At 64.5% G+C, this 25248-nt stretch carries 28 protein-coding genes, 1 pseudogene and 1 riboswitch; of the genes and pseudogenes, 8 read left to right on the top strand and 21 right to left on the bottom strand.

Translation table 11 applies throughout. From position 1 onward, the window contains the following. The 6 genes from BM374_RS00535 to uvrC form a co-directional block, all read right to left on the bottom strand. Window positions 1–588 (bottom strand): phage holin family protein, encoded by a 588-nt coding sequence (locus BM374_RS00535; protein WP_092288659.1) that lies wholly within the window; start codon window positions 586–588, stop codon window positions 1–3. Window positions 589–667: 79 nt separating this feature from the next. After that, complete coding sequence (gene prmB / locus BM374_RS00530; RefSeq protein WP_092288658.1) at window positions 668–1627, bottom strand: 50S ribosomal protein L3 N(5)-glutamine methyltransferase; 960 nt, start codon at window positions 1625–1627, stop codon at window positions 668–670. Next, a complete protein-coding gene (locus tag BM374_RS00525; protein ID WP_092288657.1) occupies window positions 1627–2112 on the bottom strand; it encodes a molybdenum cofactor biosynthesis protein MoaE in 486 nt (161 codons plus the stop codon). Before BM374_RS00525 ends, prmB begins: the two co-directional genes overlap by 1 nt. 3 nt (window positions 2113–2115) lie before the next feature. Further along, window positions 2116–2367: a molybdopterin converting factor subunit 1 gene (moaD, locus tag BM374_RS00520; RefSeq protein ID WP_092288656.1), complete on the bottom strand. Its 252-nt coding sequence runs from the start codon at window positions 2365–2367 to the stop codon at window positions 2116–2118. Then, on the bottom strand, window positions 2364–2981 hold the full coding sequence (pgsA, locus tag BM374_RS00515) for a CDP-diacylglycerol--glycerol-3-phosphate 3-phosphatidyltransferase (protein WP_092288655.1): 618 nt from the start codon (window positions 2979–2981) through the stop codon (window positions 2364–2366). The genes moaD and pgsA overlap by 4 nt, the downstream gene beginning before the upstream one ends. Window positions 2982–3075: 94 nt before the next feature. Continuing rightward, window positions 3076–5139: an excinuclease ABC subunit UvrC gene (gene uvrC, locus BM374_RS00510; protein WP_092288654.1), complete on the bottom strand. Its 2064-nt coding sequence runs from the start codon at window positions 5137–5139 to the stop codon at window positions 3076–3078. A gap of 253 nt (window positions 5140–5392) precedes the next feature. Between uvrC and BM374_RS00505 the strand changes: the two genes are divergently transcribed. Continuing rightward, complete coding sequence (locus BM374_RS00505) at window positions 5393–6016, top strand: outer membrane protein (protein ID WP_177248020.1); 624 nt, start codon at window positions 5393–5395, stop codon at window positions 6014–6016. 86 nt (window positions 6017–6102) lie between these two features. Here BM374_RS00505 and BM374_RS00500 read toward each other — a convergent pair whose 3' ends face one another. From BM374_RS00500 to BM374_RS00485, 4 genes are all read right to left on the bottom strand, one after another. Further along, window positions 6103–6318 (bottom strand): cold-shock protein, encoded by a 216-nt coding sequence (locus tag BM374_RS00500; RefSeq protein WP_008544396.1) that lies wholly within the window; start codon window positions 6316–6318, stop codon window positions 6103–6105. 264 nt (window positions 6319–6582) lie between these two features. Then, a complete protein-coding gene (locus BM374_RS00495) occupies window positions 6583–7443 on the bottom strand; it encodes a 23S rRNA (adenine(2030)-N(6))-methyltransferase RlmJ (RefSeq protein ID WP_092288652.1) in 861 nt (286 codons plus the stop codon). A gap of 151 nt (window positions 7444–7594) precedes the next feature. Continuing rightward, entirely contained in the window at window positions 7595–8308 is a 714-nt protein-coding gene (locus BM374_RS00490; protein ID WP_092288651.1) for a ribonuclease T2 family protein, read from the bottom strand. A gap of 119 nt (window positions 8309–8427) precedes the next feature. Next, window positions 8428–8889 carry a hypothetical protein gene (locus tag BM374_RS00485; protein ID WP_092288650.1) on the bottom strand — a complete coding sequence of 154 codons (462 nt, stop codon included), beginning with the start codon at window positions 8887–8889 and terminating at the stop codon, window positions 8428–8430. A gap of 182 nt (window positions 8890–9071) precedes the next feature. Here BM374_RS00485 and BM374_RS00480 point away from each other — a divergent pair, with 182 nt between their 5' ends. Together BM374_RS00480 and BM374_RS00475 are read left to right on the top strand one after the other, a co-directional pair. Further along, window positions 9072–9377 (top strand): hypothetical protein, encoded by a 306-nt coding sequence (locus tag BM374_RS00480; RefSeq protein WP_092288649.1) that lies wholly within the window; start codon window positions 9072–9074, stop codon window positions 9375–9377. Between the two features lie 47 nt (window positions 9378–9424). After that, on the top strand, window positions 9425–9955 hold the full coding sequence (locus tag BM374_RS00475; RefSeq protein WP_092288648.1) for a DUF3617 domain-containing protein: 531 nt from the start codon (window positions 9425–9427) through the stop codon (window positions 9953–9955). A 177-nt stretch (window positions 9956–10132) separates the two neighbouring features. Here the strand turns inward: BM374_RS00475 and BM374_RS00470 are convergent, their stop codons facing one another. From BM374_RS00470 to BM374_RS00460, 3 genes are read right to left on the bottom strand one after another with little or no spacing between them, the layout of a single operon-like run. Beyond that, on the bottom strand, window positions 10133–11521 hold the full coding sequence (locus tag BM374_RS00470; protein WP_092288647.1) for an ATP-binding protein: 1389 nt from the start codon (window positions 11519–11521) through the stop codon (window positions 10133–10135). A 19-nt stretch (window positions 11522–11540) separates the two neighbouring features. Next, window positions 11541–12272 (bottom strand): response regulator, encoded by a 732-nt coding sequence (locus tag BM374_RS00465; RefSeq protein ID WP_092288646.1) that lies wholly within the window; start codon window positions 12270–12272, stop codon window positions 11541–11543. After that, complete coding sequence (locus BM374_RS00460; protein ID WP_177248019.1) at window positions 12269–12808, bottom strand: MarR family winged helix-turn-helix transcriptional regulator; 540 nt, start codon at window positions 12806–12808, stop codon at window positions 12269–12271. The genes BM374_RS00465 and BM374_RS00460 overlap by 4 nt, the downstream gene beginning before the upstream one ends. A gap of 341 nt (window positions 12809–13149) precedes the next feature. Between BM374_RS00460 and BM374_RS00455 the strand changes: the two genes are divergently transcribed. From BM374_RS00455 to BM374_RS00440, 4 genes and pseudogenes are all read left to right on the top strand, one after another. Further along, entirely contained in the window at window positions 13150–14232 is a 1083-nt protein-coding gene (locus tag BM374_RS00455; protein WP_092290072.1) for a branched-chain amino acid aminotransferase, read from the top strand. 217 nt (window positions 14233–14449) lie between these two features. After that, window positions 14450–15970 (top strand): histidine--tRNA ligase, encoded by a 1521-nt coding sequence (hisS, locus tag BM374_RS00450; RefSeq protein ID WP_092288644.1) that lies wholly within the window; start codon window positions 14450–14452, stop codon window positions 15968–15970. A 120-nt stretch (window positions 15971–16090) separates the two neighbouring features. Further along, window positions 16091–16297: pseudogene (locus tag BM374_RS00445) on the top strand (tautomerase family protein); the annotation flags it as partial. 120 nt (window positions 16298–16417) lie between these two features. After that, the gene (locus BM374_RS00440; protein ID WP_092288643.1) at window positions 16418–16822 is read left to right on the top strand and encodes a thioesterase family protein; all 405 of its coding nucleotides are present in this window, start codon (window positions 16418–16420) and stop codon (window positions 16820–16822) included. Between the two features lie 117 nt (window positions 16823–16939). On the opposite strand, the gene proC is transcribed toward BM374_RS00440, so the two are convergent. Both proC and BM374_RS00430 read right to left on the bottom strand, forming a co-directional pair. Then, window positions 16940–17764, bottom strand: a complete 825-nt coding sequence (gene proC / locus BM374_RS00435; protein ID WP_092290070.1) for a pyrroline-5-carboxylate reductase — start codon at window positions 17762–17764, stop codon at window positions 16940–16942. Between the two features lie 189 nt (window positions 17765–17953). Next, window positions 17954–18454, bottom strand: coding sequence for a type III secretion system chaperone family protein (locus BM374_RS00430; protein WP_092290068.1), 501 nt, complete (start codon window positions 18452–18454; stop codon window positions 17954–17956). 406 nt (window positions 18455–18860) lie between these two features. After that, window positions 18861–19019: riboswitch (FMN riboswitch) on the top strand. A gap of 74 nt (window positions 19020–19093) precedes the next feature. On the opposite strand from BM374_RS00430, the gene BM374_RS00425 reads away from it, so the two are divergent. Then, complete coding sequence (locus tag BM374_RS00425) at window positions 19094–19651, top strand: 6,7-dimethyl-8-ribityllumazine synthase (protein ID WP_092290066.1); 558 nt, start codon at window positions 19094–19096, stop codon at window positions 19649–19651. A gap of 54 nt (window positions 19652–19705) precedes the next feature. Here BM374_RS00425 and BM374_RS00420 read toward each other — a convergent pair whose 3' ends face one another. The 6 genes from BM374_RS00420 to BM374_RS00395 all read right to left on the bottom strand — a co-directional run bounded on the left by BM374_RS00420 (window position 19706) and on the right by BM374_RS00395 (window position 25222). Then, the gene (locus BM374_RS00420; RefSeq protein ID WP_177248018.1) at window positions 19706–20659 is read right to left on the bottom strand and encodes a ribose-phosphate pyrophosphokinase; all 954 of its coding nucleotides are present in this window, start codon (window positions 20657–20659) and stop codon (window positions 19706–19708) included. A 194-nt stretch (window positions 20660–20853) separates the two neighbouring features. After that, on the bottom strand, window positions 20854–21480 hold the full coding sequence (locus BM374_RS00415) for a hypothetical protein (protein ID WP_092288641.1): 627 nt from the start codon (window positions 21478–21480) through the stop codon (window positions 20854–20856). Window positions 21481–21726: 246 nt separating this feature from the next. Continuing rightward, window positions 21727–22494, bottom strand: a complete 768-nt coding sequence (gene pgeF, locus BM374_RS00410; protein WP_092288640.1) for a peptidoglycan editing factor PgeF — start codon at window positions 22492–22494, stop codon at window positions 21727–21729. Continuing rightward, entirely contained in the window at window positions 22494–23612 is a 1119-nt protein-coding gene (locus BM374_RS00405; RefSeq protein ID WP_092288639.1) for a class I SAM-dependent methyltransferase, read from the bottom strand. Before BM374_RS00405 ends, pgeF begins: the two co-directional genes overlap by 1 nt. A 21-nt stretch (window positions 23613–23633) precedes the next feature. Then, window positions 23634–24476: a prolipoprotein diacylglyceryl transferase gene (lgt, locus tag BM374_RS00400; protein WP_092288638.1), complete on the bottom strand. Its 843-nt coding sequence runs from the start codon at window positions 24474–24476 to the stop codon at window positions 23634–23636. Between the two features lie 8 nt (window positions 24477–24484). Further along, window positions 24485–25222 (bottom strand): dienelactone hydrolase family protein, encoded by a 738-nt coding sequence (locus BM374_RS00395; RefSeq protein WP_092288637.1) that lies wholly within the window; start codon window positions 25220–25222, stop codon window positions 24485–24487. Window positions 25223–25248: the final 26 nt, after the last annotated feature.

The following is a 25248-nucleotide window of genomic DNA, read 5'->3' as shown; positions in this document are numbered from 1 at the left end:
TCAGGCGTCCAGTCCGTGATTGTGGCGCCGCCGACGCGCTGCCGTGAAGCCCAGCAATCCGAGTGCGGCAAGCATCAGGCCAAGTTGCACGGGGCGGTTGGTTCGGCCTGAGAAAGTATGGCCGTGATGACCGCGTTCGCCCGGTGCCGTCGGCACCAGCGGAATTGTCGTCGCGACCTCTTTCACGGCCTCCTTGACAGTTCCGCGCGGGATCCGCGGCGTGGCGATCGCCACCCGCATGCGGCTGGCGAGCGGCACGATCGGCTTGGGCCGGCGGTTCATTTGGGCCATCGCCACACCCGCGCAGATCGCGGCGAGCACCAGCAGCACGACTGCGACGGCGCCAAAACCCCAGAATTGCCCGTAAGTGATGGCAACCCAGCGATACAGCGCGATCAGGCCGACAAAGAAGGCCGCGATCAGGAAAAGTCCGGCTACAGCGAACAGTCCCGCCGCGACCGCATAGGACGTCACCCGTCCGGTGGCCTGGCCGGTGCGGTCACGCAGGTAAGATTGCGCGGCACGCTTGAGATGATTGAGTTTGAGCGCCATGCCGGCGCGCAGCAATTCGCCCGATGGCGCAAGCATGCGGACATCCTCCGAGAGCGAGACATTCGTCGGAGGGTGAACGTGGCGGAATTTGACTTGTTCCGCCGGGCGCGCGCGATCAGCCGAGATCGGCGGCCGCGATCCAGAACACCTCGCCCTCCGACTCCTCGGTGTCGAGCCAGAGCAGGGGCAGTTCCGGAAAGGCCTCGTCGACCAGCTCGCGGCCGCGGCCGATCTCGCAGATCAACCCTCCATCCGGCGTCAGGTGATCGGGTGCATCGCGCAGGATGCGGCGGACGAGGTCGAGGCCGTCGGCGCCGCCGTCGAAGGCGAGTTTGGGCTCGGCCCGGCATTCCGGCGGCAATGCCGCCATGCCTTTCGCGTCGACGTAAGGCGGGTTGGTCATGATCAGATCGTATTTGCTGTCGCCGAGCGGGGCGAACAGATCGCCGCGATAGAGCGTGATCCGCTCATCCAGCCCATGTTCCCGGACATTGCGCGCCGCGACCTCGAGCGCGCCCTTGGAGACGTCGACGGCATCGACCGTCGCGTTCGGGAAGTGATACGCGGCGAGGATCGCAAGGCATCCAGATCCCGTACAGAGATCGAGCACGCGCTCGACGGAGGTGGGATCGTCGATCAGCGAGCCCGGCTCTCCGTCGCCGCCGAAATGCGAATCCAGGAGCTCGCCGATGAACGAGCGCGGCACGATGACGCGCTCGTCGACGTAGAACGGCAGGCCGCGCATGTAGATCTTGTTGACGAGATAGGCGGCCGGTTTACGCGTCGTCACGCGCTGATGGATGAGATCGAGCAGGGTCTTGCCTTCCGCCGCGGTGACGCGGGCGTGAGCAAAGCGCTCGAACTGGTCGGGATGCAGATGCAGGGCCTCGCAGATCAGGAAGGCGGCTTCGGCGACCGGATCGGTGGTGCCGTGGGCGAAGGCAAGCTTGGCCTCGACGAAACGGCTCACCGCATAGCGGACGTAATCAATCAGCGTGAGCAGCTCGGAGGGTCCGACTTTGGCGAGCTTGGGCGCGGCGCGGCCGCGCGTGGTCTTTTTCGAAACTTTTGCCATCAGGATTTGGTCCAGCGTGCGGCGGCCTCGTCGTCGCGGGCCTGGGCCTCGACCCAGCCGGTGCCGGTGGCGCTCTCTTCCTTCTTCCAGAACGGCGCGCTGGTCTTGAGATAATCCATCAGGAATTCGGCCGCCTCGAATGCCGCGCGGCGGTGCTGCGAGGCGGTGAGCACCAGTACGATGTTCTGGCCGGGCATGAACCGTCCGACGCGGTGGATGACCGTGACGCCGTTGAGCGGCCAGCGCGACACGGCTTCGTCGACATGGCGCTTGATCTCTTCCTCGGCCATCCCGGGATAATGCTCGAGCGTGAGCGCTGCGATCTTCGAACTGTCGTCATCGGCGCGGCAGATGCCGGAGAAGCTGACGACAGCACCGATATCAGTGCGGCTCCCGGTCAGGACTTCGATCTCGCGCGCGATGTCGAAATCGTCTTCCTGGATGCGGATGGCGACGGGGCAGGTGGTCACAGGGGAGGAAGCCATTGTCTAGCCGCCGGTCATTGGCGGGAAGAACGCGATCTCACGGGCGCCTGCGATGGCGGCGTCGGCCTTGACGTGGGCATGGTCGATCGCGGTGCGGATCACCTTCGGCTTCTCGAAGGCATAGGCATAGGCCTCGCTCTGGCCTGACAGCCAGGCGATCAGCTCCTCGACTGTGCGCACGCTTGGGGGCGGCTCGATGGTCTCCTCGGCCTTCCCGACGCGCTCGCGCACCCAGGCGAAATACTTCACCTTCATCCCTCGTCCTCCTTGATGAGGTGATGGATGCCGGCGCGGAAATAGTCGTAGCCCGTGTACATGGTCAGGATCGCCGAGGCCCACAGCAGGATGAGGCCGATCAGCGAAACCACGGGAACTACCTCGTCGCCGGCTGGACCTGCGAGCAGGAAGCCGATGGCGACGAGCTGAACCGTGGTCTTCCACTTGGCGAGCTTGGTCACAGGCACGCTGACGCGCAGCGCGGCGAGATATTCGCGCAGGCCCGAGACCAGGATCTCGCGGCACAGGATCACGATGGCGGCCCACAGCGACCAGCCATGGATGATCCCGTCGGCGGCCAGCATAAGCAGGCACGAGGCGACCAGCAGCTTGTCGGCGATCGGGTCGAGCATCCGGCCGAACGCCGATTGCTGATTCCAGATCCGGGCGTAATAGCCGTCGAGATAGTCCGTCACCGCGGCGCCGATGAAGATCGCGACCGCGACCCAGCGCAGCCACAACGGGTAATCCAGGATCGACTGCGCATAGATGCATCCGACTACGACGGGGATCGCGGCGATCCGGCCATAGGTCAGGATGTTCGGGAGGGACATCGCGCGGCTGGTCGTCCCTCGTGTCGTGGCGATGTTCATCCGTCCTACCAATACCGCTCAAGCCAGAAGGTCAACCGTCCGTCCCCAATTGAGGTGCGGCCTGCGACGACCATATGACTACAGCCCCTTTAGTTCATCCCGGCTGGGGATGGAAATAGTCGAAAATCCTGCGGGCGCTCTCCGCGCTCACCCCAGGAACCTTGCCGAGGTCGGCGATCGAGGCGCGTTCGATCTCCTTCAGGGTTCCGAAATGATGCAGCAAGGCACGTTTGCGTGACGGGCCGATACCCGGAATCTCCTGCAAACCGGCCTCGCGGATGTCCTTCTTGCGGAGCTTGCGGTGCGAGCCGATGACGAAGCGATGGGCCTCGTCTCGCAGGCGCTGGATAAAATAGAGCACGGGGTCGCGTGGCTCCAGCTTGATTGCCTCGCGCTCCGGCATGAACAGGGTCTCGCGGCCGGCATCCCGATCCGGGCCCTTGGCAACCGACATCAGCGACACCTGGGTCAATCCGAGATTGGCGAAGATCTCGCGGACCGCGTTGAGCTGGCCGCGGCCGCCGTCGATGATGACGAGGTCGGGCCATTGCGGGAAATCGTCGTCCTTGGCTTTGGCTGCGCTCTCCTCGGGCGGGTTGATCAGGCGCTTGAAGCGGCGTTCAAGCACCTCGCGCATCATGGCGAAGTCGTCGCCCGGCGTGATCCCTTCCGACTTGATGTTGAACTTGCGGTACTGGTTCTTCACAAAGCCGTCCGGGCCGGCGACGATCATGGCGCCGACCGCGTTGGTGCCCTGGATATGGCTGTTGTCATAGACCTCGATGCGCTTGGGCGCATGCGGCAGGTTCAGCGTCGTGGCCATGGCGTCGAGCAGGCGGCTCTGGGTTGCGGTATCGGCGAGCTTGCGGCCGAGCGCTTCCCGCGCGTTGGTCAGCGCGTGGGTGACGAGCTCCTTCTTCTCGCCGCGCTTGGGCGCGGTGACCTCGACCTTGTGGCCGGCCTTGATCGAGAGCGCGTTGGCGAGCAGCTCCATCTCCTCGATCTCGTGCGAGAGCAGGATCGACTTCGGCGGCGGCTTGTCATCGTAGAACTGGGCGAGGAAGGCCCCCAGCACTTCCTCCGGCGTAAAGCTCTTCTCCGCGCGCGGGAAATAGGCTCGGTTGCCCCAGTTCTGGCCGGTGCGGAAGAAGAACACTTCGACGCAGGAGAAGCCGCCCTCCTGGTGGATGGCGAACACGTCGGCTTCCTCGACCGTACGCGGATTGATGCCCTGCTGCGACTGGATCGCCGACAGCGCTGCGAGGCGGTCGCGGTAGAGCGCGGCCCGCTCGAATTCGAGCTCGCCGGAAGCTTTCTCCATTTCGCCGGCAAGCTCCTGCTTCACCGCATGGCTCTTGCCGGACAGGAAATCGGTGGCTTCACGCACCAGCGTCGTATAACCGCCGAAGTCGATCTCGCGGGTGCAGGGGCCGGCGCAGCGGCGGATCTGATAGAGCAGGCAGGGCCGGGTGCGGCTCTCGAAGAAGGAGTCCGTGCAGGAGCGGATCAGGAATGCCCGCTGAAGTGCGGTGATGGTGCGATTGACCGCGCCGGCGGAGGCGAACGGGCCGAAATAGCGGCCGGGGCGAGTCTGCGCGCCGCGATGTTTGAGGATCTGCGGCGCCCAATGGTCACCGGTGATCAGGATGTAGGGAAACGACTTGTCGTCGCGCAGCTGCACATTGAAGCGCGGCCGCAGCTGCTTGATCAGGTTGGCTTCCAGCAGCAGGGCCTCGGTCTCGGTCGTGGTCGAGACGATCTCCACGGTCACCGTCGCCGCGATCATGCGCAGGATGCGCGCCGGCAGCGGTGCACTCTGGCGAGCATAGCTGGACAGGCGCTTTTTGACGTTCTTGGCCTTGCCGACATAGAGCACGTCGGCGTTCGCACTGAGCATGCGATAGACGCCGGGCGAGGTCGGCGCGAGCCGGACCGCACGCTCGATCGCCTCGTGACCGCTCGCCAGCGGCTCTTCGCCGATCGCGCCGCTCTCTTCCAGAATGTCCGGCAGCCGCGCATCGTCCTCGTCGTCGCCGCCGGCAACAGCGGGATCGAGGTCGGGCGGTGTCAGCCCCTCGGGCGGGGCGTCGGCCTTCGCGGCCTGCGGCGATTTGCGCGCGTGCGCGTCGTCCGGGTTGTCGGAGGAATCGTGAACCATGGAGCGAATTTAGGCGCTGGGGGGATCGATTTGAAGTTCCGGCCATGCGGCGCGCACAGGCTCGCGCGCGCAGTTCCCGTTAACGCTTCCTTAAGTCTGTTAACAGCGCGGTAACGGGTCTTAACAGGCCTTTAACTTAAAACTCTCGATAAATCCTACGCGAAAAAGTGGTGGTTCCGTAACCATGCGGTCTGGCCTGGCGCGGCGGCGCGGGCATCGCAGGGCGTTGCGGCAGTTGCGTTGGAGTTAAGTGATGAAGAGGCTCGTTGTGGGCGCGGCCGCGTTGGTTGCTGCCGGCTGGACAGCTTCGGCGGAGGCCGCCGATCTCAATTACGGGCAGCGTGCACCCTATACCGTCAACCAGCCGCTCAACGCCTATAGCTGGGCTGGTCCCTATCTGGGCGGCAACGTCGGCTACGAGTGGGGCTCGGTGAGCAACACGTCCGTGAAGCCCTCCGGCTTCATCGGTGGCGTGCAGGCCGGCTACAACTTCCAGAACGGCCCGTGGGTCTTCGGCGTCGAAGGCGACATCCAGGCCGCCGGTGCCGACGATACCTTCGCGTCCTGGAAGTTCTCCAATCCGTGGTTCGGCACCCTGCGCGGCCGCGCCGGCTATGCGTTCAGCAACGTGCTGTTCTACGGCACCGCGGGCCTCGCCTTCGGCGAGCTGCGCGCGCAGACCTTCAACGGGACGGAGACCCACACCTCGGCGGGATGGACCGCCGGCGTCGGTGCGGAAGTCGGCCTCGCGCCGAACTGGAGCGCGAAACTCGAATATCTCTACGTCGATCTGTCGACGAGCCAGTTCGCGATTACAGGCGTGTCAAACGGCTATAGCGCCAGCATTGTGCGTGCAGGCGTGAACTATCACTTCTGATAGCCAAATAAGAAAGTACCGGACTACAACCTCCCGGCCGCTCGCGGCCGGGACTTTTTTGCGCCGATCGTTTGGAGCAAGGTCCGCTAGGAAAGGATCACGAGATTGACCGCCTTCGGGCCTTTCCCCTTCTTGTCCGGTTCGACTTCGAATGTGATCCGCTGTCCTTCGGCAAGGTCCTTCAGTCCCGCCCGCTCTACAGCGGTGATGTGAACGAAGACGTCGCGACCGCCGTCATCCGGCTTGATAAAACCGTAGCCGCGCTCGCCGTTGAAGAACTTGACCGTTCCCGTCATGGCCATCGGGAAACTCCCCCTCATTGCTCCTCCGTCGCAACGCAGACGCGCGTCGCAACATGACCGGGCATCACGGAGCCCGGGAGCTGGCCATCCTTGGGCGGACCTTATCGATCCGACCGGATCTTTCTTAGGCCTTCACTCCGCCGCAACCATTCGCGGAAGCGGAACGTAAAGCCAGTCACGGAAACAGCATAATACGGTTCTCTGCGAATTGACTACCGCTCCTGCATATTTTTCCCAAGAATGCCGGAGTGTTACGGCTTCGAGTTAAGGCTTGGGCACCTCCAATCGGAATCTGGCGGCACCCCCTTGGCCGAGCGGCACTTCCAGTTCCGGCAGGATCGTCTTGAGCTCGCTTTGCAGCGTGTATGGCGGATTGACGATCAGGAGCCCGGCAGAAGTGAGCGTCGCGCCGTCGGCTTGTGGTGCTACGCTGAATTCGAGCCGCAGGCATTTGCCCTGCGGCTTTGCTGCAGCTGCGGCGCGCGCCACAAGTTGCGCCAGCGCATCGGTGGCGCGCCTGGATTTGGCGGGGTACCAGATTACGTAGATACCGGTCGGCCATTTCGCGAAGGCCGTGGAGAAGGCACCGCCCAATCTTTCGAACTCGTCTTTCGCCTCGAAAGGTGGATCGATCAGCACCAGCCCGCGCCGCTCCTTCGGCGGCACGAAAGCCGGCAGCGCCATCCAGCCGTCGAGATCGACCACGCGGGCTTGTTCGTCGCGCCGCAGCACGTCGATCAGCGCCTTGCGCGCCTTCGGCTCGAGCTCGCAGGCCACGAGCCGGTCCTGTGGCCGCATCAGGCCGCGCGCGATCAGCGGCGAGCCCGGGTAAGCCTTGAGCTCGCCCTTCGGATTGAAGGCGCGGACGATGTCCAAGTACGGCTTGGTCAGCGCGACGCTCTCGTTCGAGAGGCGCGCCTGCATCAGCCGCGCGATCCCGGTCAGCCACTCGCCGCCGCGGCGCGCCTCGTCGCTGTCGAGATCATAGAGGCCGGCGCCCGCATGGGTGTCGATGACGCGGAAGGCGGCCGGCTTGTCCTGCAAATAGGTGAGAATGCGGGCCAGCACGATGTGCTTGATGACATCGGCGAAATTGCCGGCGTGAAAGGCGTGGCGGTAGTTCATGGCGCAGAGTTACGACATCGCGCGATGAAAGTAACTCCCGTCGTTCCGGGCGGTGCGCAGCACCGGGCTCCGAATCCATTCCGCCACCGGCCATGCGGGTCGATGGATTCCGGGCTCGCGCTTTGCGCGCCCCGGAATGACGATTGTGGCCTCATCCGCCCCTGATCGGCGGCATGGTCACCTGGTCGCGGCGGCAGGCGCGACGTTCGAGCTCCTCGCAGGCGCGGAATTGCAGGTCCTTGCTGAGGCAGATGCGGACTTCGGAGAGTCGGGTCTTGTTGCAGGTAACCGAGACGGCTGCGCTGCTCAGGCCGGGATTGGCCTTGATGAAGGCTTCCTCCACCTCACCCGGCGCTACGGTCTTGGTCTCCGACAGATCGAGATATTCGGCTGGGATCTTGATCGCGGCGCGCGCCTTGCGGATCGTCTCGAAATAATTGCGATCGGTCAGCCCGGAGCAGGTGCCGTGCTTGTCCCATTCATTGAAGATCAGGCCCGGCGCTGGCATCAAATCGAGCATCGAGGAGACGATGCTGCGGTTCAGCCGCGGCGAGGGGCGCTGGCAATATTCCGGAAAGCCGTTCTCGTATTGCGGCCAAAGCCCGTGCACCACGAAGGAATAGGGCCGTCCCTCGCACTGGATGTTCGAGCGTCCGCCGCCACGACCGCGCTCGGCGGCTTCCTCGCAGAAGGACGGCGACCATGACAAGGACAGCACGTAGAAATCAAATTCGCCGGGCGCGTTCTGTCGCTTGTCCTGTGCGATCGCGCCGCCGGTCAGCGCGATCGACCCGGCGGCAAGAACCAGGGGAAGGGTCAGGGAGATCACGAGACGGGAGAACGAATGCAATCTAAAATGAAACATGGCAACGCCTCTCAACCAGACTGTGCAATCAGCCTAGCAGCCGACAGGAACATTTCAAGAACAAAATTTGAGCGGATCGGCGATCTGCCGCTGGATCGGCTCGAATCAAACTCTTCGGCTTAGGGCTTGGCGGCGCGGCAGGACGGGTTGTAGGCCCAGTCGCGGTCGAGTCCGACCACGCACCATTCGACGCCATTGCCGTAGCCGGCAAAGCCGCCATCCTCGATGAGCGAGAAATGCACCTTGCGCACCTTGCCATCGGTGAGCATGGCGTCAGCGGTGCAGTATCTGCGCGGAATGTTGTCGGATGCCCAAGGCCGGAATGCGACCTCGTGAACGGCGGCGAAGCCCGTGATCTTCAACGACGAATTCCAGAAGGAGCTTTCCTTCTCCCAGAACTGGGTCGCAATCGTCGGCAGCGCCTTGTCGCAATCGGCAACGGCGCCGTCATAGCGCGGCCCGCTCAGCCAGAAGTTCAGCTCCAGCGGATTGGCCGCCTTGGCCTCGCCGAGCGACAACGCTCCCAACATGAGGCCGAGAACGGCGGCAAAGCGGAGCGATTTCAGGAAGGGGGCGCGCATGGGCAATCCGGACAGCTGGTCTTGCGAGGGAAGGACGGTGCCGCGAAGGTTGGAAGAGGTCAAGTGCAGCGCGGCAACACTTGGCCGGGAGTTGATCACAACGTCGCAGCCAGCAGGCTTTCCGTTCTTTTCACCGCCCTGCCGGCACCGTAGAGTGCCGGCGATCAATCGGAGTGACGGGAATGCGAATCATTGCGGCCGCGGGCCTTCTTGCCAGCCTGGTTGTCTCGGGAATGCTGGCGAGCCAGCCGGCGCGCGCCGACCTCCTTCCGGTGCCACCTTTCAAGGGCAACGACACCGGCGGCATCATCGCCTATTCGATGGCGACGCAGGTTGATGCGCGGCAGGTCGCGGTCGATCACTGTGCACGCTACGGCAAGGTGGTGAAATTCCTCGCTGTGCAGGCCTATGAGGGCGGCTACATCTCGTTCGCCTGCCGTTGGGTGCCCTACGGCGCAGCCGATCGGCCGATCCGCACGCTGTACTGAGGCATTTCGGGACGCCAGCCACGACATCTCGGCCGGGAGGCTCTCCTATGACGCGCAAGCTTGCTTTGCTCGCATCAGTCGTTTGCATCGTGTCGTCGGCGGGGAGCGCCTTCGCCGACGATCTGCCGGTGCGCAAGGCTGGTCTCTGGGAAATGAAGATGGTCAGGTCCGGCTCCGCGATGCCGGAGATGACCATGCAGCACTGCACTGACGAGAGCGTCGACAAGGAGATGAGCAACAACATCTCGCCGATGGCCAAGCAGGTCTGCGCCAAGCAGGAGGTCAAGAAGACCGCGACCGGCTATGTCAGCGATTCCGAGTGCAGCATCGCCGGCATCAACACCACCTCGCATGCCGAGATCACGGGCGACTTCAACTCGGCCTATACGGTGAAGACCTCCACGCACGCGCAAGGCGGCGCTGCAGGCAATGCTGGGCGCGACACCACCATGACGTTGGAAGCGAAATGGCTCGGTGCCTGCAAGCCGGAGCAGAAGCCCGGCGACATTGTCATGCCCGGCGGCTTCAAGATGAATGTGCGCGACGTCGACAAGCTGAAGGCGCTGCTGCCGAAGTAATAGACGGTGCGCTCCCTCGCCCTGCTCTTGCGGGGCCGCGACGAGCTTCGCTCGCGCTGAGAGGGCTGCGGTGAGGGGCCTCTCTCCACACGCGCGCTCGTCGAAGTACCGGTACCCCTCACCCGGATCGCAAGAGCGATCCGACCTCTCCCCGCAAGCGGGGCGAGGTAAGAGCAGCTACACCGGAATCCGGACGCTCGCGCGCAGTCCGCCCATCGGGCTGTCACTCAGCGTAATGTCGCCGCCATGGGAGCGGGCGATGTCACGCGCGATCGCGAGGCCAAGGCCGGTGCCGCCTTCGTCCTGGTTGCGGGCATTGTCGAGCCGGAGGAACGGCTTGAATACTTCCTCGCGCAGATGCGCTGGAATGCCCGGGCCATCGTCGTCGACCGTCACGGTCAGATAGCGGTGATCGCGCTGGCCGGAGATGGCGATGGCCTTGCCGTAGCGCGCGGCATTGGTGACGAGGTTGGCGAGGCAGCGCTTGAACGAGGCCGGCTTCACCGTCACGACCGGCAGGCCGCTGAATGTCACCGTCGCGGTGTGGCCGTGGCGCTCGGCGTCGCTGCGCAATTCCTCGAGCGCCTGCGCCATGTCGGTCGGCTGCGATTGCTCGCCGGAATCGCCGCGCGCGAAGGCGAGGTAGTCCTCCAGCATCATCGACATCTCGTCGACGTCCTTGCGCATGCCCTCCAGCTCGGGGCTGTCGCCGATCAGCGCCAGCTCCAGCTTGAAACGGGTGAGGATGGTGCGCAGATCGTGGCTGACGCCGGCCAGCATTGCGGTGCGCTGCTCCATCGTGCGCTCGATGCGCGACTTCATCTCCAGGAAGGCGACAGCCGCGCGGCGCACCTCGCGCGCGCCTCTGGGTCTGAAGTTCGGTGCCTCGCGGCCCTTGCCGAAGCTTTCGGCCGCGTCGGCAAGCCGGAGGATCGGCTTGATCTGATTGCGCAGGAACAGCACGGCGACGATCAGGAGGATCGAGGACGTGCCGACCATCCAGAATAGGAAGATTTCCGAGTTGGAGGCATAGGCGGCGCTGCGCTGCGCGAACACGCGCATCACGGCATCATCGAGCTGGATGCGGATCTCGACCAGGTTGGAGCGGCCGACCGTGTCGATCCAGAATGAGCGTCCGATCTGGCGGCCGAGCTGCACCGACAGCGTCTGGTCGAGCAGCGAGAAGAACGGCTTGGGTCCCGGCGGCGGCATGTCGCCGGGAGGCAGGAAATCGACGACGAGGCCGAGACGCTGCTGGGCGATGCGACGGATCTGATCGCGATCCTTGTCTTGCGGATAGCCCTTGTAGACATCGATCAGCGCGGCGATATCCTGCACCACCGCGGCCGACAGGCGGCGCGTTACCGTGTTCCAATGCCGCTCCATGAACACGAAGGCGACGACCGATTGCAGGATCACCATCGGCACGATCATGATGAGCAGCGCGCGGGCGTAGAGGCCGGTCGGCATCCAGCCCTTGAACGCATTGCCCATCCAACCATTGGCGGCAGAGACGCGGCCGGCGGCGCTCTTGAGCAGCGTCAGGCCGGTATCGATCGTGCTCATCTAGCGCGCTTCACTGTTTCTACGGCGAGGCTACCAGCCGGTAGCCGATGCCGCGCACCGCCTGCAGGAACAGCGGATTGGCTGGATCGGTCTCGATCTTGCGCCTGAGGCGGTTGATCTGCACGTCGACGGCCCGCTCGTTGACGCTGCCATTGCCGGTCAGCGCACTGCGCGGCACGGTCTCGCCCGGCGTCTCCGAGAGGATCCGCAGCATCTCGCGCTCGCGGTCGGTGAGGTGGATGACCTCCTCGCCTTGGCGCAATTCGCCGCGATCGAGATGATAGACGTAGGGACCGAATGCGATCTTCTCCACCGCCGCCGTCTGGACCGGTGGCGCGGCGCGCTTGAGGATGTTGTTGATGCGCAGCGCCAGCTCGCGCGGCTCGAACGGCTTTGCGACGTAATCGTCGGCGCCGATCTGCAGGCCCTCGATGCGGGCCTCGGCTTCGTGCCGCGCGGTCAGCATCACGATCGGGACCGAGGAGGACGTGCGAATGAAGCGGGCGAGATCGAAGCCGGTCTCGCCGGGCATCATCACGTCGAGGATCAGCAAGTCGAAATGCAGCCCGAGCAGTTTGGCGCGGGCATCGCCGGCGCTGGCGGCCGTGGTGACGCGATAGCCTTCAGCGGCGAGGAAGCGCGACAGGAGATCGCGGATACGGCGATCGTCGTCGACGAGCAAGAGATGCGGGGCATCGTCGGCCGGTTGCGCCGGCGGGCGGGCGAGCGTGGCAGCGAGCGGCACGGTCACTCCTTGTTGTGGTTGACGGAGGCGAAGATCGTCTCGAGCACCTTATCGGGATCGTCGCGGTCGATCATCGCGCGCAGGAAGCGCTTGACGGTCTCGGCATCATCAGGCGCCATCTCGGCAAGCGCCTTGGTGATGCGTGTCGTCTGCAGACCAGCGAGCTTCTGCACCAGCGCTTCGCCCTTCGGCGTCGCGTAGAGCAGGCGCTGGCGGCGGTCGTTGTCGCCGGTCTTTTGCACGATATAGCCCTCGTCCAGGAGCTGCTTGAGCACCCGGCCGAGCGACTGTTTTGTGATGCGCAGGACATCGAGCAGATCGGCGACCTTCAGGCCGGGGTAGCGATAGACGAAGTGCATGACCCGGTGATGGGCCCGGCCGAACCCGAAAGCCTCCAGCTCCTGGTCGGGATCGCCGACGAAATCGCGATAGGCGAAGAACAAGAGCTCGATGATATCCCAGCGCAAATTGCCTCCATCGCCTGCTGCCGGTCGTGACGCGGCAGCGTCCTGAGAGGAAGTCGCGAAATTTATGTCAGGCATATTGACGTATCTTGGGTTCAATGTTACAAAACGATCAGCCCGCACGAAATATTAGATCGTTTTCGCGGCGGGTGGCATTTCCTAGGAGCGGCCGGAGTGAGCCGGACAGGCGACGACGGCCGGATCAGATCTACCGTGCGATTGTCGAGCGGCATTTCGGCAAAACATACTGGACTTCCGCCTTCCGCAAAAGCATGTCCTCAGGCGACATGCTGGCCACGGAAACCGGCCGTAACAAGGCTGGCGGCGGTCCAGCCAGAAACCACATCAAGCCAGCCGGGCCCGAAAGCGGGCAGGCGGGCGCCGGAACGGCGCCGCCATCGGCAGCGGGAGCCAAGGACATGAGCATGAAATTCGACATCCAGCCCGCATCCAACCCGACACCTGAAAAGGACCGGGTCGCCAAGCTTGTGGATCCCGGCTTCGGGCGGGTCTTCACCGATCACATGGCGATCGTCCGCTACAACCAGGCCAAAGGCGGCTGGTACGAGGCGAAGATCGAGGCGCGCGCCAACTTCCAGATGGATCCGGCCGGCGCGGTCCTGCACTACGCCCAGGAAATCTTCGAGGGCCTGAAGGCCTACAAGCGTGACGACGGCGGCGTGAATCTGTTCCGTCCCGATGCCAATTCGCGCCGCTTCAAGGACTCCGCCGATCGCATGGCGATGGCGCAACTGCCCGAGGACGTCTTCATCGAGGCCGTCGAGCAGCTCGTGCGCATCGATCGCGCCTGGATGCCAGGCGGCGAGGGCAGCCTTTATCTGCGGCCTTTCATGATTGCGAGCGAGACCTTCCTCGGCGTGAAGCCGTCGTCGGAATACATCTTCGCGGTGATCGCCTCGCCCGTTGGCTCCTATTTCAAAGGCGGCCCCGCTCCGGTCTCGATCTGGGTCTCCGAGAATTACACGCGCGCCGCCGTCGGCGGCACCGGCGCGGTCAAATGCGGCGGCAACTATGCTGCGAGCCTGCGTGCCCAGGCCGAAGCGATCCAGCATGGCTGCGATCAGGTCGTCTTCCTCGATGCGATCGAGCGTCGCTACATCGAGGAGCTTGGCGGCATGAACATCTTCTTCGTGTTCGACGATGGCTCGCTGTCGACGCCGCCGCTCGGCACCATCCTGCCCGGCATCACCCGCGACTCCATCATCGCGCTCGCCCGCGATGCCGGAAAGACCGTGCGCGAGGAGCCGTATTCGCTCGACCAGTGGCGCAAGGATGCGGCCTCGGGCAGGCTGAAGGAAGCCTTCGCCTGCGGCACCGCGGCCGTGATCTCGCCGATCGGCAAGGTGCGCTCGGTCAGCGGCGATTTCGAGATCTCGGGCGGCGCCGCCGGTCCCGTCGCCATGGGCCTGCGCAAGCAGCTCGTCGACATCCAGTACGGCCGCACCAACGATCCGCACAACTGGATCCGCAAGGTGTTTTGATCAGCGGCGGAGCTGATCTTACGCTCTTTCTTCCCTTCTCCCGTTGTGGGAGAAGGTGGCGCGAAGCGCCGGATGAGGGGTGGTCTCCACGCGCCAGAGATAGAACGCGGGGAGAGAACCCCTCACCCGGCTTCGCTAACGCGAAGCCACCCTCTCCCACAAGGGGAGAGGGTACACCGCCCGGTTTGCCGTGGCGTACATCGGATTTAACGCCGTCATGAAAGACAAGGCCAAAAAACCCCAGAAACTGAAGGCGCGTCTGCCGCGCGGGCTCGAGGATCGCGATCCCGCCGCGATCCGGGCGACGCGCGAGATGGTCGAGAAGATCCGCGCCGTCTACGAACTCTACGGGTTCGAGCCGGTGGAGACGCCGGCGATGGAATACACCGACGCGCTCGGCAAATTCCTGCCCGATCAGGACCGTCCGAACGAGGGCGTGTTCTCGTTCCAGGACGACGACGAACAGTGGATCAGCCTGCGCTACGACCTGACCGCGCCGCTTGCGCGCTATGTCGGCGAGCGCTACGGCACCGACGGTCTTGTCCTGCCCTACCGCAGCTACCGGGTCGGTTACGTCTTCCGCAACGAAAAACCGGGGCCCGGCCGCTTCCGGCAGTTCATGCAGTTCGATGCCGACACGGTCGGCTCGGCAACGCCCGCGGCGGATGCCGAGATATGCATGATGGCGGCGGACACGATGGAAGCGCTCGGCGTTGCGCGTGGCCAGTATGTGGTGAAGGTGAACAACCGCAAAGTGCTCGACGGCGTCCTCGAAGCCATCGGGCTCGCGGGTGAGGAGAACGCAGGCCGCAGGCTGACCGTGCTGCGCGCAATCGACAAGCTCGACAAGTTTTCCGCCGATGAAGTGCGCAAGCTGCTTGGCCCCGGGCGATGGGACGGCGGCGAAGAAGGCAAGGGCGACTTCACCAAGGGCGCCAATCTGAGCGCGGCGGAGGCGGACGTCGTTCTCGCCATCACCAAGCCGCGCGAGGACTGGAAAGAGGCGATTGCGGCCGCTGAAACCTACCTCGCCAAGAGCGAGGTTGGTCAGGCCGGCGTGAGCGAGCTGGAAGAGATTGCCAAGCTCGTCACAGCATCGGGTTACGGCGCGGACCGCATCAAGATCGATCCGTCCGTCGTGCGCGGCCTCGAATATTATACCGGCCCCGTCTATGAGGTCGAACTGCTGCTCGACACCAAGGACGAGAAGGGTCGTCCCGTGCGCTTCGGCTCGGTCGGTGGCGGCGGTCGTTATGATGGTCTCGTCTCCCGCTTTCGCGGCGAGCCGGTGCCGGCGACCGGTTTCTCGATCGGTGTGTCGCGCTTGCAGGCTGCGCTGACGCTGCTTGGAAAGCTCGACACGCGGCCCGAATTCGGTCCCGTCGTCGTCACCGTGTTCGACCGCGATCGCGTCGCCGACTATCAGAAGATGGTGGCGAGCTTGCGCAGTGCCGGCATCCGCGCCGAGCTCTATCTCGGCAATCCCAAGAACATGGGCAACCAGCTCAAATATGCCGACCGCCGCAACTCGCCTTGCGTGATCATCCAGGGCTCGGACGAAAAGGCGCGCGGCGAGGTGCAGGTCAAGGACCTGATCGAGGGCGCCAAGGCCGCCGCTGCGATCGCCTCGAACCAGGAATGGCGCGAAACCCGGCCGGCGCAGTTCTCGTGCAGTGAAGCCGATCTCGTCGCGAAGGTGCGTGAGGTGTTGGCGCGCCATGACGTTAAGTGGGGCTAGCCATTCACTGGCGTCGTCATGCCGGGGCTTGTCCCGGGCATCCGCGTCTTGTTTGATGGCGGAGAACGTGGATGGCCGGGACGAGCCCGGCCATGACGACAGCAGCAGAGCAGGGAGACAACAATGCCTGAGATCACCATCAGCATGGCCGAGGGCCGCACCGACGAGCAGAAGGCCGGCATGATGCGCGACATCACGCAGGCGCTGGTGAAGAATCTCGGCGTCGACGCCGATGCCGTCGTCATCCAGATCAACGAAGCGCCGCTCCGCCACAAGATGAAGGGCGGCAAGACCTTTGTGGAGCGCGCGGCGGCGGCGAAGAAGTGACGCGTTAGCGTCATTCCGGGGCTGACTCACAATGCGCAACTGCGCATTGGGGAATCCCGATCGACAATCTCTGGATTCCGGGTTCGCGCTTCGCGCGGCCCGGAATGATGAGCAAGCACCATGGACGCACGTGATTTCATCACGACAGGCATGAGCGCCGAGCGCACGCTGGTGGTGCCGGCCGAGCGCACGGTCGGGCATTTCGTACCAGGGATGCCGATGGTCTATGCGACCCCGATGATGATCCTGGAAATGGAGATGACGTCGGGCGATGCGATCCGGTCAGCGCTTCAGCCGGGTTGGGTCACCGTCGGCACCGAGGTCGACATCCGTCATCTCGCCGCCGCACTCGTCGGCGCGACGGTGCGGACCACCGCGAAAGTGATCGCGGTCGAGCGGCGCGTCATCCGTTTCGAGGTTGAGGCATACGAAGGCACACGCAAGCTCGGCGAAGGCCGCCACGCGCGTGGGCTCGTCAATGTCGCGATGTTCAACAAGCGACTTGCCGCGGGCACGACGCCGTAGGGTGGATTAGCCGAAGGCGTAATCCACCGATTCCATCTCCGCGGAAATAGAGGAGGTGGGTTACGCCGAGCAGATGCTTTGCGCATCTGCTCGGCTAACCCACCCTACGGCACCGCCTTACTTCGCCAACTCCTTCGACCGCTTCGTCGCGGCCGCGATCGCGCGGATCATCAGATCGCGCAGGCCCGGCTCGCCCATCAGCACGCCGAGCGCCGCGGCGGTGGTGCCGCCGGGCGAGGTGACGTTCTGGCGCAGGGTAGCCGAGGGAAGATCCGACCGGTGCAGCAGCTCACCGGAGCCCGAGACCGTCTCGCGCGCGAGCTTGGTCGCCAGTGCTTCCGGCAATCCCGCTTCGACGCCGGCGCGTGCGAGCTCTTCGGCCAGCAGGAACACATAGGCGGGCCCGGAGCCGGACACGGCCGTCACCGCGTCCATCAGGCCTTCATCCTCGACCCATTCGACCGAGCCGGTGGCGCGCAGCAGCGCATCGGCCACCGCGCGTTGACCCGCGCTGACGTTCTTCGCCGCCACCGCCACCGTGATGCCACGGCCGATCGCGGCCGGCGTGTTCGGCATGGCCCGCACCACGGCGCCTCCGCAGACCTCCTGGAGCGCGGCCATCGTGGTTCCTGCCATGATCGAGACCACGGACGTCTTGTCCGAGACAAATGATTTCAGCTTCGCGCCGGCCTCGCGGAACATCTGCGGCTTCACCGCGACGACCATCGTCTCGACGGCGCCCGCCGCCTTCACGTCAGGATTGAGTGCGACGCCCTTGGCGGCCAGCGCGGTGATCTCGGGCGAGAGATGCGGATCGACCACGGCGATGCGGCGCGGATCGAGCCCGCCGGCCAGCCATCCGCTCAGCATCGCGCCGCCCATCTTGCCGGCGCCGGCGAGCAGGATGGTGCCGGTGATGTTCTGGAGAGTGTTGTTTGCCATCGTCGCCGCCAATCCGTCGTCCTGGCGAAAGCCAGGATTCCTGCGCGAGCGCTTGCGCTCGTCGCGTACCAAGGGGTTCTAATGGACGGAGGGCAGAGCAACAAGCGTTGTGCCACAAGCGGCATCACGCGGTATGAATCCCGGATTGCGCTGCGCTCGTCCGGGATGACAGCTTTGGGTGAGGCGCGACTACGCCTCGCCCACCGTATCGAACATTGCGGCGTCCATCGCCTGCGCGGTGGTTTTGCCGGCCCACACCACGAACTGGAACGCCGGGAAGTAACGCTCGCAGGCGTGGATGGCGCCGGCGAGCATGGCCTCGCATTGTGCGGTCGAGGCGGTGAGGCCGCCCGGCAGCACCAAGGCCTGGCGATGCATGATCATGCCGGTGTTGGTCCACAGGTCGAAATGGCCGATCCACAATTGCTCGTTGACCGCAGCGACCAGCCGCTGCACCTCGCTGCGACGTGCGACGGGAATCTTCATGTCGAAGGCGCAGGCCAGATGCAGCGCCTCGATCTCGCCCATCCAGGTGAAGGAGATCTGGTAGTCCGTCCATTGCCCCTTCGAGACAATGGTCAGCTCGTCATCGCCGGAACGTTCGAACGGCCAGTTGTTGCTGGCGGCGATATCCTCGACCACCGCGAGCGGATGATTTCGGGAATCGATATTGCCTTCGAGCAGGGACATGCCGTCTCGACCTCTTGCCTTCTTGTTGTCTTTGATACGCACGCGGTTGGGTCCGGCGCGCGCTCCCTAACGTCGTCGATCTCGGGAGTCGCTTTCGCGATCTCCTTCCGACCGGCGCGGCCTGTCGCGGATCAAGTGATGTGATTTGCGGAATCTGCGCAACTGGCTCCCGAGTCCGTCCACAAGCCAGGACTCGTTCGTCCACAGCTCATCTCCGCCACAATTGTTAACGAATGAGAACAAACCGGAATCGGATTCCCGAGAGCCGCCGATCGTGAATTCCGCCGCGCGAGGGCCGCGCCGCCCCTGCGGCATGGGACCATGCGGTTTTTGGCTGCGGAACAGGCTTGCCTGCTGCCCCGGACCGGCGGCATATTTCCCATTAGGCCGCTCAATCCCGGGCGGCCGATGTTCTCAGGGCGGGGTGAAAGTCCCCACCGGCGGTAAGGGCCGAGAGGCCTAAGCCCGCGAGCGCCTTCCCCAAGGTTTATTCCGAAGGGAAGGGTCAGCAGATTCGGTGCAACTCCGAAGCCGACGGTTAAAGTCCGGATGAAAGAGAACGGTCGGTGGCAGACGCATCGCAAGATGCGGCTGTTTCTCGTTCCGTGTGCCCTGATTCTGGTCCCGAAGAGGAAAGCCATGAATCAGATGTTGCAAGATCCCCAAACTTCAAAAGCTGAAACCTCCCAAGCACAACCGCCGGTTCCCGTGACCGAGCACCCCCGCTTCGCGAAGCCGCAGCGGGTGGCCTTCGTGCAGGCCTGCTGGCACCGCGACGTGGTCGAGGAAGCCCGCATCGCCTTCCTCAAGGAGGCCGAAGCGCGCCATCTCAATCATGTGGATGTGTTCGAGGTGCCGGGCTCGTTCGAGATCCCATTGCATGCGCAGGTCCTCGCCAAGACGCGGCGCTACACCGCCATCGTCGCGGCCGGCCTCGTCGTCGACGGCGGCATCTATCGCCACGAATTCGTCGCCGACACCGTGATCAAGGCGCTGATGGACGTGCAGCTGCGCACCGAGGTGCCGGTGTTCTCGGCCGTGCTGACGCCGCAGCAATTCCACGAGACCGAAGTGCACTACGATTTCTTCCGCAGGCACTTTGCGATCAAGGGCGTCGAGGTGGCGGCAGCCTGTGCCGAGACGCTGCTGGGTCTCGAGCGCCTGCGCGGCCAGGTCGCGGCTGGGATTGTGGGGTAGGCCTGCAAAGTCATTCCGGGTTCGGCGCCGACGCGCCGCCCCGGAATGACGGTGTCAGTCGAACAGGCTCGAGACCGACTCTTCCGCCGCGGTGCGTGCGATCGCGTCCGAAATCAGGCTGGCGATCGGCAGCGTGCGGATGTTCGGCGCCTTGGTCACCGCCTCGGTCGGCAGGATCGAGTCGGTGATGACGAGCTCCTTCAGCCTTGAGCCGCTGATGCGGGCGGCCGCGCCGCCGGAGAGCACGCCGTGGGTGATGTAGGCGTAGACGTCCTTGGCACCCTTGGCGATCAGCGCGTCGGCTGCGTTCACCAGCGTGCCGCCGGAATCGACGATATCGTCGACCAGGATGCAGCTATAGCCGGACACGTCGCCGATCACGTTCATGACTTCGGATTCGCCCGGGCGCTCGCGGCGCTTGTCGACGATCGCGAGCGGGGTGTTGATGCGCTTGGCGAGGCCGCGGGCGCGGGCGACGCCGCCAACGTCGGGCGAGACCACCATCACCTTGCCGAGGTCGAAACGCTCGCGGATGTCGCGCACCATCAGGGGCGCCGCGAACAGATTGTCGGTCGGGATATCGAAGAAGCCCTGGATCTGACCGGCATGCAGGTCGAGCGTCATGACGCGGTCGACGCCGGCATGGGTGATCAGATTGGCGACGAGCTTGGCCGAGATCGGCGTGCGTGAGCCGGAGCGGCGGTCCTGGCGGGCATAGCCGAAATAGGGGATCACTGCCGTGATGCGGCGCGCCGAGGAGCGGCGCAGCGCGTCGGTGATGATCAAGAGCTCCATGAGATTGTCGTTCGCCGGAAACGAGGTCGACTGGATGATGAAGGCATCCGAGCCGCGGATGTTTTCCTGGACCTCGACGAAGATCTCCATGTCGGCAAAGCGCCGGACCACCGCTTTGGTCAGCGGCATGTCGAGGCCCTGCGCGATGGCTTGGGCGAGAGCCGGATTGGAGTTGCCGGCGACAAGCTTGATGGAGCCGTTTTTGGCCGACATGGACGCTTCCTCCCGCGCTTTGCTGGATACGACGTTCAACATCTCAAGATACCCACTGGCAGCACGGTTATGACGGGCGAGGAAATATCAGGCCGGGGGCTGCGCTGGCAACCCGGGACGCTACGTTTTCCCTTTGAAAATCCTGAGTCGGGCCAACGGCTTGGCCGCAAACTGAGCCCTTGGTTTAGCGGTGGTTATTGCTGGGCGTAGCCGAGCGCCGAAGCCGGCACCTCAGCCACCGGAGCCTCGGGCGTTACGCTCGCCACCGCCGGTCCGCGCAGGCCGGGAACGGTGTTCGGCGTGTCGGGCGCTCCGCTGATCATATTGGAAAGTCCGCTGAATCCGGCCTGGGCTATCTTCCGCAGCACCAGGTCGTCGGCGGCACCCCAAGCATCACGCGTCGCATCGCGGCCGCCCTTGGCTGCGGTCGGTTCCTCGCCGGAGAGGCGCAGCGCCCGCTGCTGGTTGGCGTCGTAGACGTCCCAGACCCAGGCGATCACGGTCTTGCCGCGCACCACCTGGGCGGAGAGGTAACTGCGCACGCGGTAGGCAGCCGTCCCCTCGCGGGAGACGATCGAGAGGCTGCGCAGCTTGGATTCGCTGTCGAGCACGCCGACCATGCGATCGAACACCTGCGGCGGCGGCCCGTCGATCGATTCGAAAGCGACCGTCGCGCCGGAGCCGCCGCTCGGCGCCATCGCGTAGGAATTGGCGGGCGCGTTGCCACCGGCGCAGCCGGCCAGCACGGTCGCCGCAGCCAACAGCATGACCGCCAACACGCGCGAGCCCGCGCGGCGCAGAAAAGATGACGCTTCCCTCATTGAGGGCAGCGATATCGTTAAAATCGATTAAGGTCTAGGGCAGAGGCGACACAGGCCACTGTCATTCCGGGGCGCGCCGCCGAGCTCGGGTTTACCCGAGCTCGGCAGATTTGAAGGATCAAGTCGGCAGCAGCCGACTTGGATGGCGCGAGCCCGGATTCCATTTCTCCGCATACATTGTTGCACGATGGATTCCGGGCTCGATGCTTCGCATCGCCCCGGAATGACACGGGGTTTCTGTTGTGTTCACCCCTCCAGCGCAATCGCATGAACGTGACGGCCGTAGTCCGGCTCCTTGCGATGCACCGAGCGGCGATAGCTGAAGAAGCGTTCGTCCGCATAAGTGTCCAGCCCGAGATCGTCGATCATCAAAATGCCCGCGGCTTCCAGCCGCTTGCGGATAAAGCCGGCGAGATCGAACATCGCGTGGCCCTCGCGCGTCGACGGGATGAAAAACATGGCGTTGTCCGCATCGGCCTCGATGAAGCGCGCCACGAACTCGTTGCCGACCTCGTAGCTGTCCTGGCGGATCAAGGGGCCGATCGCGGCAATGATGCCATCGCGCGTGGCGCCGAGTTTCTCCATCGCCAGAATCGTGGTCTCCAGCACGCCCGTCAGCGCACCTTTCCAACCGGCATGGGCGCCGCCGATCACGCGCGCGGTGGGATCGACGAACAGCACCGGACCGCAATCGGCGGTGGACACGCCTAGCGCAATGCCGGTTGTCTTGGTCACCAGCGCATCGCCTTTCGGGCGCGGGCCGCTCGGCCATGGCGCTTCGGCGACGAGCACGTCGGGCGAGTGGATCTGATGCAGGCTGAGGAAGCGGTCGGCTGCGACGCCGACATGCTCGGCCATGCGGCGGCGGTTCTCTGCGACGAGGGCCTGATCGTCGTTGGAGCCGAGCCCGCCGTTCAGCGCGGCATAGATGCCACCGGAGACGCCCCCCTCGCGGGTGAAGAAGGCATGGCGCAGGCCGGGCACCGCCGACAACAGCGACGAGGTGAGCGTCATCAATGGCCTCCGGCCTGTTCGAGATCGCTGAGGCCTGCAAGGCCCGTCAGCCGAGGCTCGGAGATGCCGAGCACCTTGAACATCGCGCCCATGCCGCTGCGTCCCGTATCGGTCAATCGCTTCAGCGCCACGGAAATGTCGGTGGCGACCTCCGGCGTCGCCTTCTGCATCAACGCCGCCGCGCGGGTGTCGATGCCGACGCGCTTGAGGAAGTCGCCTTGCGTCACCGGACCGTGTACGCGCGCGCCGACATCTTCGGCTGCACGCGCGAGCGCCTGGAAGTCGACATGGGCGGTGACGTCGGCCTGACCCGGCGCCTTCAAGGGATCGGTGAAGGAGTGGCGTGCGATGGCCTGAAACGTGTCGCCGGCATCGCTGCGCAAATGGCCGTAGTCGATGATCAGCGCGGCACCGTCCTGGTCGCGCACGCGCGTGGCGAGCTTCATGATCTCCGTATCGGGCCGCCACTCGAACACGGCGCCGACAGGAGCCGCGCGGACCAGGGGCGGCAGCAGCACGTCGAAGCGCGGCGTCGGTTCGGCCGCCGCACCGAACTGGAGCTTGCCGTTGGGATCGATCTCGATCACCCGCTCGTGCCAGCCGCTTTCGCGTTTCACCATCTGGTGGATCGGCAGCACGTCGAAATATTCGTTGGCGAGGATGACACTCGGTCCCTCGGGCACGTCGTCGATGCTGTCGTGCCAGGCGATGTTGTTGCGCACGCCCGACAATGTCGCACTCTGCCGCTCGCGCAGGACGGGATTGACCTCGACCATGTGGATGTGAAGCGCCTGATAGAGCGGCGGCAGCACGCGCAGCGCACGCAACGCATCCGCCATCATGGTGCCGCGACCGGGGCCGAGTTCGATCAGCCGCAAGAATGGGGGAGAGCCCATCTGTTTCCACACCGAGGCGGTCCACAGGCCCAAGAGCTCGCCGAACATCTGGCTGACTTCGGGCGCGGTGGTGAAGTCGCCTTCACGTCCCAAGGGATCACGCGAGACGTAATAGCCGTAGCGCGGATGCATCAGGCACGTCTCCATGTATCGCCAGACCGGCATCGGGCCTGAGGATTTGATCAGTGCCTTGATCTCGTTGAGGAGCGGCTGTTCGGTCACGGCGTGCTTTCTCGAAATGAATTAACGAACGGCCCTTGCGGGTTTCGGCGCACCGCGCCGCGCTGCCAATACAATAAGTACGCCGCCGACAATAAGCATCGGGATCGACAACAGCATGCCCATGGTTAATCCGCCCCAGAGGTAGCCGAGCTGGACGTCCGGCTCGCGGAAATGTTCGCCGATGATGCGGGTCAGCCCGTAGATCAGGATGAAGCTGCCGAGGATGAGGCCCGGCCGCTTCAAGGCGCCGAAGCGGATCATCACCGCGAGCACGGTGAACAGCAGGACGCCCTCCATGCCCGCCTCGTAAAGCTGGCTCGGATGGCGCGGCACGTCGCCGCCGGATGGGAAAATCATGGCCCAAGGCAGGCTCGGGTCGGCAGCGCGGCCCCACAGCTCCCCATTGATGAAGTTGGTCAGTCGCACCAGGAAAATACCGATCGGCGCGACGCCGCAGGTGATGTCGCCGAGCGACAGGATCGAAATGCCGTTCTTCCGCGCGAACCACATCACCGCCACGACACAGCCCAGGAAGCCGCCGTGGAACGACATGCCGCCCTCCCACAATTTGAAGATGGCGGCCGGATGCTCGACGAAGAAGGGCAAATTATAAAACAGCACGTAACCGGTGCGGCCGCCGACGATGATGCCGAGCGTCACCCACAGGATGAAGTCGTCGATCTGGACCAGCGAGATCGGCGCCGGTCCGCCCCACAGGCGCTCGTTCTTCAACAGCGAGCGCGCATAGAGCCATCCAATCGTGATCCCACAGATATACCCGAGCGCGTACCAGCGGATCGCGAACGGTCCGATTTGGAGTGCGATCGGGCTGAACGATGGAAAGTCGATGAGCAGAAGGGGCATCGTGCCTGCTATTGCTGGACGAGATTGCGGCGATAGAGCGCCAGCAGACGCTCCCAATGCCGCTCGGCAGCGTCGCGGTCATAGACCGGGCGCTTGGGGAATGCGAAGCCGTGATGGGTGCCGGGATAGATCTCGACCTCGGCCTTTGCGCCTTTCATGCCATCCTTGACCTTCTCGATAATCTCCGGCGGCGCGTAGACATCGGTCTCGGCGCAGGCGAAATAGAGCTCGGCCTTGGTCTTGCCTGCCGCGAGATGCGGGCTGTCGGCCTGGTCGGTCGCGAGCTGCACACCATAGATCGAGGCGGCGGCCTTGACGCTGTCAGGGAAATGCGTGGCGGCGTTGATGGCGTACCGCCCGCTCATGCAATAGCCGACGGTGCCGACGATTTCAGTGTCCGCGGCAGCCTGGCCCTCGGCATAGGTGAGCAGCGCATGGGTGTCGTCCATGATCATGGGAATCGTGAGCGAGCCCATCAGTGCGAACATACGCTTGCGCTCCGGCGCGTTCGGGTCGGCCGGCAGTGCACCGAGCTCCATCACGCCGGAGCGGTAATAGAGGTTCGGCAGCATCACGTAATAGCCTGAGGTCGCGAGCCGGCGCGCCATGTCGCGCAGCTCCTCGCGGATCGCCGGTGCGTCCATGTAGAACAGGATGACCGGAAACGGTCCGCCCCGCTCGGGATGGACGATGAAGGTAGCGGTGTGGCCGTCGTTGGTGGGAATTGCGATCTGCTGCTCGATCATGTCGTGCGTTCCGCCTTGTGATTCTT

Origin of the sequence: Bradyrhizobium sp. Ghvi (genome assembly GCF_900115265.1) — a bacterium.
GTDB lineage: Bacteria > Pseudomonadota > Alphaproteobacteria > Rhizobiales > Xanthobacteraceae > Bradyrhizobium.
The sequence above is the reverse complement of the archived record's forward strand: the minus strand, read 5'-3'. Positions and strand labels throughout refer to the sequence as shown.